Origin of the sequence: Empedobacter sp. UBA7494, from assembly GCF_002478465.1 — a bacterium.
GTDB lineage: Bacteria > Bacteroidota > Bacteroidia > Flavobacteriales > Weeksellaceae > Empedobacter > Empedobacter falsenii_B.
Genome location: NZ_DLOC01000073.1, coordinates 1 through 10,762 on the forward strand (window position 1 = coordinate 1; position 10,762 = coordinate 10,762).

The window sequence follows — 10,762 nt, forward strand, 5'->3', positions numbered from 1 at the left end:
CGATCAATTTATGATTAGACGTAATTATGCAAAGACTTTTGAGGGGTTTAAAACCAGAATTCTAGCTAAAATTACTGCACTTACTGTGGTTCAGTACATTAATAAAACATACTTTAATCGAAATATTAATAAGCTAAAAACCAAAATTATTTAAAATGCACAACGGGTTAGTAAATATATTGTTTTATCTCCTTCTTTAGATATTTAATTTAAATGCAAAATCATATTTTACTCTTCTTTTTATAAAAATACCCCCAAATTGTTTCTAACTTTTTGGGGGTAGTGTTAAATTATTGAGCTTTTTTATTTTATAAAAGTAACAATAACTTTAGAATCAACTTTCCCATCTAAATCTACATCTTCTTCAAGAAGTAAAACCATTTTATTAGATGAAATTTCTTGAATTTTAAAAATAGTTTCGTCATCTATTATGTGTAAGTTTCCTTTTTCTATTTTATATATACCTCCATAAACCTCATTGATACATTTATCAGTTTGATAATCGGTATAATACTCATCACTTTTATAAGTATTGTGTTTATTAAAAGTTGTTGTAGACTTTTTAGCACAATCATCAGGATATTCTACTTCATCTGGTGTACCTGTCTCCTGATAAACTGTTTTTTCAAGTTTGCAGATTCCGACAATTTTATCATCTAAAGATTTTCTTGAGTCATCATCATCTTTACAACTAAAGAAGTTCAATGATAAAGCTCCTATTGTTAAAAGACAATAATTTTTTCATATTATTTAAATTTACATTGTTAATTAAGAAAAATATAATTATTATCTAAAAAAACAATAACTATTAAAAGAAAACTACTACAAACGAATTCCAACTCCGCCCAAAACATTAATTCCGGCTTGTGGAAAATAATATCCTCCTCCATAATAATAACCGTTTGATTCGTATTCTACATCAAATAAGTTATTAATCAAGAACGAAAATTCAAGGTTTTTAATTCCTTTTACTTTTGTCGAATATCGAATCAAAAGATCCGAAACCAAATAACTATCTAATTTACCATCTGCTGGTTCTGTATTTGATAAATATTGTTCACCAACATACTTATTCGTCAAATTAATCAATACATTTTTGAAAGGAACAGCTTCAAAACCGAAAGCAGAAATCACATCTGGTGAAAGCGAAATTTTTGTTTTTCCATAATTTTTTATAGAAGAAATTCCTTTTTCATCCCAAACCTCCTCTTCGTAATTTATATTTCTATTTTGACTTAAAGTTAAATTTCCAAAAATATTCAAGTGATTCGGAATAACTTTATAATTCGCATCCAACTCTATTCCTCTTCTATAGCTATTTCCAGAGTTAACACGCTTTCTTGCACCTACTTCATTTAACTCTCCTGTTGCAACCAACTGATTCTGGTAGTCCATATAATACAAATTTGCATTCAAAGAAAGTTGTCCTACTTTTCTATAACCAAATTCATAATCTTGTAGAAATTCTTCTTTTGGTTTAGATTTAGAATCTACATAATCATTTCTCAAAGGCTCACGATGTGAAATACCATAAGAAGCATACAATACATTTGAAGAATTGATTTTAAAATTTATTCCAGCTTTTGGATTCACAAAATTGAATGTATCCGAAAATGGTCTGAAATCTTCCTCATCATTTTTCCCATTTGGCAAATATTTCGCATCATATTCAACATAACGGTATTGCAAATCACCAAACAATTCAAATTTATTCAATTGATACAATACTTTTGCATAAGCAGCCAATTGCTTTTTCACAGAACGATTGTTGTAATATTTGAAATCTTTATCCTTAAAATCTGTGCCTTTTACCCATAAGACATTTCCATAATGATCGCCATCATATTCGTTTGCAGATAATCCGAAAAATACTTTAAAATCGTTTAATTTTTGATTTTCAACTTCAAGATTAAAACCATAAAAATCATTATCAAGATATTCACGATTAATTAAATTTCTTTTTTCTGAAGTTAAATAATCCAATTTATAACGTTTCAAACTGCGATTATTTTTATAGCTCTCGTAATAACCTTTACCTTTTGTGTAATGAAGTGTTAAATTTGATTTCCAATTATTCCCAAAATCTTGTAACCACGAAAGAAAATAATGATTTTGACGGTAATTATCGGTGTGATTTTTATAAAAACCTTCAACCTTTCCATTTTCGTCTAAAATTTCTCCTTCAAAATTATATGTTCTATCTTTTTTTAAAGTTTCAGCATCTACACCACTCCATGCCTGATACGTTTGTTCTTTTCCAAACATATTCTGAAATCTAAACTTTGTTTTTTCATTCAATTCATATAAGGCAGTAAAATCATAAGAGATTAAATCTGACCAAGATCTGTCTACATATCCATCCGAATTTATCTTAGAAAAACGTCCATCAATAATCAACTTATTATTTAGTATTTTTCCCGTACCAGCCTGAACTGTATATTTTTGCGTTTTATAATTTCCGAAAGAAACATTTGCTTCTGCAAAAGGAACGGTAGACGGATTTTGAGATTCGATATTAACACTTGCTCCAAAAGAAGCCATCCCGTTTGATGAAGTTCCAACTCCTCTCTGAATTATCATAGAGCTTGTAGATGAAGCCAAGTCTGGCATATTCACCCAAAAAACACCTTGAGACTCAGGATTATTAAGCGGAATTCCATTTAATGTAACGTTGATTGATTGTTCATTAAGTCCACGAATTTTGATAGACGAATAACCAATTCCTGTTCCTGTATCAGAAGTTATAGAAACAGACGTAGCAGAATTTAACAAATTTGGAACATCTTGTCCCAAATTCTTCTTTTGTAACATTTTATCAGTTACCTTTTCAACTGTAATCGGAAGTTTTTCGACAATTGAAACTTCTCCTAATTGAATTTCTTCTTTTTGAATAGAATCTTTTTCTTGTGCATAAAGAATAGATGCACCAAATAATGACAATAAAAAAATCGACCTTTTCATAATTAATTTTAAAAAATATTATGAAAGGAGCCATCTTACACTTTTATAATTTACGCGCGAATGTAATTTGGTGAAGTACCAGTTCCCTTAGCAGCATTACCTGCCCAGGTTCTTTGGGTATAATCTCAGCCTCTTGTAAAGAAGCACCCCTTTCGATTGAACTTCAAAGGTAATCTTTTTTTTGAAATTTAAAAATTAACCCAAATTCTTAATCTATTTTCAGTTCTGCAACAATCGGAAAATGATCTGATTTTATATCATCTCCACGATAAAAATTGGTCACTTTTATTTTTTTCGAAACCCAACATTGGTCGATATTTGTGCGGAAAATTGGAATAAAAGCATTCCAAGAATTATTCAATCCAAAACCAGAACGAGCATCTTTCATTTTATCCGATTGCACCAATTTGAAGTTCGGAGAATAAACTGTTGAATTCAAATCGCCAACTAAAATGATATTTTCATTCGGTAAAGCATCAATTTCCTGCTTCATCAATTCGTATTGTTTATTTCGTCTTTCAAAACGAGCCTGATTTGGTAAAGGCGGAACAGGATGCGTTACCAAAATGCTTAATGGTTTAGCGTCTACAATAATTTCCGCTAAAATAGAAGGATGCATTTCATCAATATAATTTTTTGTTGATACTTTAGAGAATGGAATTTTAGAATAAATCGCAATTCCAAAATTGTTATTTCTTACTTCTTCTTTATAATATGGATATTCTTTTCGGATAAACTCTACATGTTTTTGCCAAGCAGGCGTTAATTCTTGTAAAACAATTACATCACTTTTATCTTTACTTAAATATTTTTTCAAGTGTTGAAACTCTTCATTTTGAGAAAAAATATTGATTGACGTAATTTTAAAATTCGATTTTTCTCCTTTTGCATTTTCTCCAAAATAGAAATTCCCTATGTTTTTGTACGTAATAATTGGAATCGCAACCAAAGGAATCAACCATAAAATATTTTTCTTTTCTTCTTTACGAATCGAATAATTGTAAATCATACACAAGAAAAAGGCAATAATCAACGCATAAATAGAATATTGTGCCAACATATCGAAGACGAAATATTGATAAAAACTTTTACTTGTTAAATAAATTCCTACAAATACAAAGAATAAAACTCTGCTCCATTTTGTTAACATCTCGTCAATACTTTTTTTGTTCTCGTAAAAATAGAAATTATATTATTCATTAACTTCGCAATATGATAAAAATCGGAATTTTAGGAGGAGGACAATTGGGGTATATGTTTTTGCAAAATGCATTGCAATATCCTTGCGAGATTAGTATTTTAGATCCAGCTGCTGATGCACCTTGCGGGCCACATGCGCATCATTTTGTACAAGGCGATTTCAAAGATTATGAAACGGTTGTTGCATTTGGAAAAGATTTAGATGCAATCGGGATTGAAATTGAACACGTAAATGTTGAAGCATTACGTTATCTAAAATCAATCGGAAAACGCATTGTTCCAGATCCTGAAGCTTTAGCTATTATTCAAGACAAAGGAATTCAAAAAGAATTTTATGTCAATAATAATATTCCGACTGCGCCTTATTTTGGATTAGATAATTGGGAAGATTTAAAATCAAAACAAGATATCAATTATCCGATTTTTCAAAAATCTCGAAAAGATGGTTATGATGGAAAAGGTGTACAATTCTTAAAATCTGAAGCTGATTTGGATAAAATGCTTCAATCTCCTTCAATTTTCGAAACGCCCGCCGATTTAGATCGTGAAATTGCGGTTGTTACGGTTGCCGATCATTTAGGAAATATTGTCACCTATCCAACCGTAGAATTTGTCATCAACGAAGAATATAATTTATTAGATTATTTATTGATGCCTTCTACACTTTCGAAAGAAATCACTGATCGAGCGGAACAAATTGCGCGTGATGTTGTAAAAGCATTGAAATCTCCAGGAGTTTTCGCAGTTGAATTATTCTTGAACAAAGATCAATCGATTTGGGTAAACGAAACCGCTTCTCGTGTTCACAATTCTGGACATTCAACAATTGAAGCTGCTTATTCATCACAATTCGATCAAATGTTAAGAACGTTAATGCAATTACCACTTGGTTCTACAAAATTGTTTACTACTTCTGCTATGGTTAACTTAATTGGTGCTGAAGGACAAACTGGACAAGCAGAAATCGAAAATATTGAAGAATTATTGACGATTCCAGGAACATTTTTGCATTGGTACGCAAAAACTATCACAAAACCAGGTCGAAAAATGGGACACGTTACATTGGTGAATGATGATTTAGAACAATTAAAACAAAACATAAAACAAGTTAATGCAACGGTTAAAGTCGTGGCAAAAAAGTAACAACTATGGTAGGAATTATAATGGGAAGTGATAGCGATTTGCCTATCATGAAACAAGCTGCTGATCTATTAACAGAATTAAATATCCCTTTCGAATTGACAATTGTTTCGGCGCATCGTACGCCAAAACGTATGTTTGATTATGCAAAAACAGCGCACGAACGTGGAATAAATGTTATTATTGCTGGTGCAGGAGGTGCTGCGCATTTACCAGGAATGGTTGCATCTATTACGCCTCTTCCTGTTGTTGGTGTTCCTATTAAATCGTCAAATTCTATTGACGGTTGGGATTCTATTTTATCTATTTTACAAATGCCAAATGGTATTCCAGTTGCTACAGTTGCAGTGAATGCGGCGAAGAATGCAGGGATTTTGGCAGCGCGTATTTTAGGTGCGACTAATCCTACTTTACAAGAAAGATTAATCAAATATCAAGAAGATTTACAAAAAGCTGTAGAAGCGAAAATTGAAATCGTGAAAGGCGAATATCCGAATGAGTTTGATAGGTAAGTTAATTTATTAAAAAATATGGAAGAAAATAATTTTTGGATATATTCAACTTATTTTAGTGAATTTATCAAACTCCTTATACAAGAATTTTATTTTCAAAAGGATTTAGATTTAATAAAATATAATCTTTTTCAAACTAATTTTGATAAAGATATATGGTTTGAATTATCGGAACCCGAATCTTATCATAAAATTGAAATTTCTAAAGACAATGATGATCGCGATATTATTTTCTTCAAAATCATAACAACTAAAGATAAAATGGATTTCGTTCAATCTTTTTTATCAGAAATTGAAAAAGAATAAATAATTATTTCCATAAACAAAAACTCCCAAACTATACAACTTGGGAGTTTTTTTTATAAAAAGAAATTTTTTAAATCTTAACGTAAAGCCCTATCGCGGTTATCTACCACATCAGCAGCTTGAATCAATGATTGTAACAATGTTTGTTGGAATTTACCTTGTAATTGACGGTTTAAATTATCCAAAATCATTGAACCTTTTTGATTCTTTTGAATTTGTTGATTTGTAGGAATAATGTAGAAAACACCTGCATTACCAGCAATTGCTTTAGAAGATTGATTTGGTTTAACACCAAACGCAGCTCCTACAACTTTTGGCTCTAATCCAACCCCGTTCAAGTTAGAGTTAGAGAAGTTAACAGTTGCATTTCCTTTTTTCGCTCCAAATTTAGTAACAAAAGCATTTAATCCTCCGTTTGCTACTTGCTCATCAACCAATTTCGCAACTTTTTCGTGCATCAAAACTGGCTCTACATATTGGCGAACAACACTTGGATGTGCTAAACCTTTGCCAAATTTTTCAACTAAATGAACAACGATGTAATCTCCTGTAGAAGATGTAAACAAGTTTGTTGCTCCTTTATCTGTTTTCTTGTCAAAAGCCCATTTTAAGATATCTCCGTCCTGATCGTTTGGAATATCTTGACCAATCGCAGCATAACGCTCAATACCTTCTGTTGTATTATTTAAATAACCACCTTTTTTCGCAGTATTTTTGAAATCATTCAATGATTTTCCTTCAACATTCTGAACATACGTTCTTGCATTTGTAAATGCTTTTTCTGTTGTCGCTTTAGAAGGCTCAATTGTTTTTACAATGTTTGCAACTTGATAAGCTGTTTTGTTTTTCGCATCATCAACTTTGATAATGTGATATCCGAATTGAGATTCTACCAAATCAACAGTCCCAACTGGTTTAGAGAAAATAAATCCGTTATAAGTTTGGTCTAATTGATTGTTTTTTCCAACCCAACCAATGCTTCCTTTTTGTACAGCAGATGATTTATCATCCGATTTTGTTGAAGCAACTTCTCCAAAAGAAGCTGGATTAGCTTTTACTTCAGCTAAAATTTGTTCAGCTAATTTTTTTGCTTCGTCTTTTGTACGTTTTACTCCGTTTCCAGCAGCGCTTCCTGTGTAAGAAACTAAGATATGACTAGATTTTACAGAATCTTTTACTTCTTTCGATTTCGAAAGTTTATATAATTGATATGTATTTCCAATTTTGAAAGGTCCACCAATTTGTCCAACTGTTGCAGTTTTCAAGAAGTTTGTTGCTTCTGGCCCTAATTGAGCTTGTTCTAATTCTGCTTTTGTAAAATAATTTGGAATAAATGGTTTCTCAGAATTTTGAGTCACATAAACCGAATCACTTTTTGCAGAACCAAATGCTGCAATTGTATCTGTAACATTGTTTACTTCGTCATGAACAATTTGAGTTGACAGATACTTTTTGATGTTTGCTAAAGCAACAGCGTCATCAGCAGTCGAAGCTCCAGCAGGGAAATAAGTGTAACTTAATTTTACTAAACCTTCTGCTTTGAACAATTTTGGATATTTCGCTTCGTAAGCAGAAATTTCTTCGTCTGTTACTTTTACATTTAATTTTTTAGCCAAAGTTGCATAATCAACAAATGCATACTGAATATTTGCATTCGAAATATTGTATCCTTGTTGAATATCCGCTTCTTTACCTGTAACCGCTGTACCAGCAATTACATAACCAAAATATTTTTGAGATAAAATCTGTAATTTTATTTGTTCAGCAGTTTGCAACCAACCTCTATATTGTTGTTGTGCTTCTGGACTTGATGCCGCATTTGCTTCTAATTGAGCAATCTGTTGTTGTGCTTCTGCACCAGATGTCATTCCGAAGTTTTGAGCTGTATAGCTCCAAAATTCATCATCAGAAACTTTTAAACCTAATTTTTCAGCATGTTGTTTCAACACTTTCTGACTAACTAAGCTGTTCCAAGTTTGTTGAGCAATTTGATTTGGAGTTGCAGTTTGACCTTGATTTTCGTACATCTTTTGTGTTTGATCGTACGCACTCTGATATTCTGCAATACCAATAGGTTCTCCGTTCACTGTACCAACTACAGACGGATCTCCAGTAAATAATTGTTTTATTTTTGAATTCTCTCCGAATAAATCTCCTGCAACGAAAGCTAACATTGCAACTCCGATTACCACGAAGATCAGCCAAGTTTTTTTACGAATTTCTCCTAAAACTGCCATTGTTTTATTTTAATGTTATTTCTATAATAGGTGGCGAAAATACGACAATACATTGAATAATAAAATAGAAGAAGCGACAAGTATGCGCTTTTTTGTTAATTTTTTTAACGCTCTTTAGAATTTTTGATTATCATCAACATACTTAAATCCTTGATTATTGAATAAAGTATAGGTTTCTAAATCGTCAGTAGCTTGCAAACCGTTTTTCGCTGTTAACGAATCGCCTTCCTTGCTAATTAAGTAAACTTCTTTCGATGTATAAACTGTTTTATTTTTTTTATTCCAAAATAATTGTTCGCTTTTCAACGAATCACCTTTCTCATTTACGATAATTACGTTTCCTCTACCTTCGTACAATCCCGTTACATCACTCAACTTTGCCCAATCTGCTTGAAAATAACCTGGTTTTACGCTTCCTTTTTGATAAAAATCAAGGTTTAAACCTTTTCTAAAAATCGTGTAAGGAGAATCTACCGTTGTATATTCTTCGATTAGTGGCGAACGCAAATTACCAGAAATTCTTCCCGAATCTTTGTTAATAATATTTGCATTGATAAGTGTTCGTGTTGGGAATTCTACCTTCTTTTTACTGATAGGAGGAAGTTCTTTTTTACAAGAAAAAAGCAAAACGAAAACGCTAATCAGACCAAATACAAGAGTTGGTTTAATTAAAACTTTTTCGTTTGCTTTTTTATACAATTTTTGTTTGTCCAAAATTAGTCAATAACTCTTTTTCTAAACCAAATATCGTTAATATCAAATCCAACTTTAACTCCGAAATAATTTTCTTTAATTAAGTTGTTTGCTGTTTTTCCTTTTTGTCCGTACTCTAACGAAATATTCATCATAGAACCATCATTTTGTTTTCCGATTGGAAATCCAAAACCTAAAGTTGCTCCATAAGCGTCAATATCTGTTCCGTGAATAGAGTATTGAGCTGATTGATAATACATACCAGCACGATACGTTACACGATTAAAATAACTTTTGTAACTGTTATAATCTGGAATCCAATATCCACCAACAGCCAAACGTACATTATTTTTGTAATCTACCGCAGAAGACATTGTTGTATTTTGACCTTCTAATGGTTGAGAGAAATCTTTCCAATTATTATACTTTGCTTCTACAGCTAATGACCACGTATTATCTTTAGAATAAGATGCTCCTAAAGTAAATTGTTGTGGAATCTTAGTTTTTCCATTATCAATTCTAATAATAGAAATTGTATCTACAGAAGATTGTGCTGTTCCAATATATGTGTAAGAAGTTGTAAGATCTGTAACATCAGTTCTTAACTTAGTTCCTAATGTATAAGTAGCCCCAATGTTTAAATTGTTATTTTTTCCAATTTTCTTTGTATACATAGATCCCAACGTAAATTGAGCACCACGATAGTTCGATTTATCGCTATAATCTACAGCTAAACTTGCTCCATCTACAGCTAAAATCTCATTACGTTGCAACTCTCCGAAAAGATAATTAACACGCAAACCTAAAGAAAATCCTTTTGAAAGATTTCTTGAATAAAAAGCATGAAGACTATTTAACCCTCCATCACCTTTCATTTGTACAGTTTGTTTGATATTATTTTTCTCAGAAGTATTCATAATATCATATCCCAACGCTGTGTAAGGTTGAAAACCAACTCCGAAACTTCCTTTTTCACCAACTGGAAAAGCCAATGAAATATTAGAAACATTGAAACGACCTGCGTTTTCCTTATCTGTTCCAGATTTGAAATTATAATTAGTTCCACTTCCACTTGCATTGAAAGTTGTCATACGCAAGTTTTGGTTTGCCGCCGGATTCGAAAAATTCGCACTTTGTCCAAAAGGATTCGTAGGAACCGTTGAGATACCGCCCATACCAGCTTGTTCAGTATTATTATCAAACAATTGCTCCCCTACTCCGTATGCCGAATAAGGTGAAACTGATATTGACTGAGCTTTTATTGTTACCACGCTAAATAGTGATAAACTACAAATAATCCACTTCATTATGAATGTATAATAGAATTCTAAGACGCAAATATGATGATTTGTTGCGAATTGTAAAAATTAGATTGCAAAAATGAGTTGTTAAATCTCTATTAAAATATTAAAACCGCTCTTTTTTTGCAAAGATAAAAATATTTTAAAATTTATTTCTCGGTAAATGAACAAGATAGCTTTTTCGTCTAAAAAATATTTTAAATAATGTTTGGTAGAACGGATTTTCGCTCTATATTTGCATCACAATTAAGGCGGTGCCTTAGCTCAGTTGGTAGAGCAAAGGACTGAAAATCCTTGTGTCCCTGGTTCGATTCCTGGAGGCACCACTGCTTAAAACCTCAATCATTTGATTGAGGTTTTTTTAGTTTTAATTTTTAAATGTTAATATAACGGATCAGTATCAAAAGTTGGG

9 protein-coding genes, 1 tRNA gene and 1 pseudogene are annotated in these 10,762 nt (G+C 31.6%); 5 read left to right on the forward strand and 6 right to left on the reverse strand.

Annotated features, from left to right (window positions below):
• A pseudogene (locus tag B4E95_RS08685) lies at window positions 1–154 on the forward strand (IS982 family transposase); the annotation flags it as partial.
• Between the two features lie 149 nt (window positions 155–303).
• Here B4E95_RS08685 and B4E95_RS08690 read toward each other — a convergent pair.
• From B4E95_RS08690 to B4E95_RS08700, 3 genes are all read right to left on the reverse strand, one after another.
• A complete protein-coding gene (locus B4E95_RS08690; protein ID WP_291091177.1) occupies window positions 304–705 on the reverse strand; it encodes a lipocalin family protein in 402 nt (133 codons plus the stop codon).
• 117 nt (window positions 706–822) lie between these two features.
• Window positions 823–2,961, reverse strand: a complete 2,139-nt coding sequence (locus tag B4E95_RS08695; protein WP_291091179.1) for a TonB-dependent receptor — start codon at window positions 2,959–2,961, stop codon at window positions 823–825.
• A gap of 208 nt (window positions 2,962–3,169) precedes the next feature.
• On the reverse strand, window positions 3,170–4,111 hold the full coding sequence (locus B4E95_RS08700; protein WP_291091181.1) for an endonuclease/exonuclease/phosphatase family protein: 942 nt from the start codon (window positions 4,109–4,111) through the stop codon (window positions 3,170–3,172).
• Between the two features lie 62 nt (window positions 4,112–4,173).
• Here B4E95_RS08700 and B4E95_RS08705 point away from each other — a divergent pair, with 62 nt between their 5' ends.
• The 3 genes from B4E95_RS08705 to B4E95_RS08715 are packed head-to-tail and all read left to right on the forward strand — an operon-like array spanning window position 4,174 to window position 6,119.
• Window positions 4,174–5,304 (forward strand): 5-(carboxyamino)imidazole ribonucleotide synthase, encoded by a 1,131-nt coding sequence (locus tag B4E95_RS08705; RefSeq protein WP_286495441.1) that lies wholly within the window; start codon window positions 4,174–4,176, stop codon window positions 5,302–5,304.
• A gap of 5 nt (window positions 5,305–5,309) precedes the next feature.
• Window positions 5,310–5,813: a 5-(carboxyamino)imidazole ribonucleotide mutase gene (gene purE / locus B4E95_RS08710; protein ID WP_286495442.1), complete on the forward strand. Its 504-nt coding sequence runs from the start codon at window positions 5,310–5,312 to the stop codon at window positions 5,811–5,813.
• A gap of 18 nt (window positions 5,814–5,831) precedes the next feature.
• The gene (locus tag B4E95_RS08715; RefSeq protein WP_286495443.1) at window positions 5,832–6,119 is read left to right on the forward strand and encodes a hypothetical protein; all 288 of its coding nucleotides are present in this window, start codon (window positions 5,832–5,834) and stop codon (window positions 6,117–6,119) included.
• Window positions 6,120–6,196: 77 nt separating this feature from the next.
• On the opposite strand, the gene B4E95_RS08720 is transcribed toward B4E95_RS08715, so the two are convergent.
• The 3 genes from B4E95_RS08720 to B4E95_RS08730 all read right to left on the reverse strand — a co-directional run bounded on the left by B4E95_RS08720 (window position 6,197) and on the right by B4E95_RS08730 (window position 10,356).
• A complete protein-coding gene (locus B4E95_RS08720; protein ID WP_291091183.1) occupies window positions 6,197–8,356 on the reverse strand; it encodes a SurA N-terminal domain-containing protein in 2,160 nt (719 codons plus the stop codon).
• Window positions 8,357–8,470: 114 nt separating this feature from the next.
• Window positions 8,471–9,055, reverse strand: a complete 585-nt coding sequence (gene lptC, locus B4E95_RS08725; RefSeq protein ID WP_280046180.1) for an LPS export ABC transporter periplasmic protein LptC — start codon at window positions 9,053–9,055, stop codon at window positions 8,471–8,473.
• 17 nt (window positions 9,056–9,072) lie between these two features.
• Complete coding sequence (locus B4E95_RS08730; RefSeq protein ID WP_291061486.1) at window positions 9,073–10,356, reverse strand: OmpP1/FadL family transporter; 1,284 nt, start codon at window positions 10,354–10,356, stop codon at window positions 9,073–9,075.
• A 247-nt stretch (window positions 10,357–10,603) separates the two neighbouring features.
• Here B4E95_RS08730 and B4E95_RS08735 point away from each other — a divergent pair.
• A tRNA-Phe gene (locus B4E95_RS08735) sits at window positions 10,604–10,676 on the forward strand.
• The last annotated feature ends 86 nt before the right edge of the window (window positions 10,677–10,762 follow it).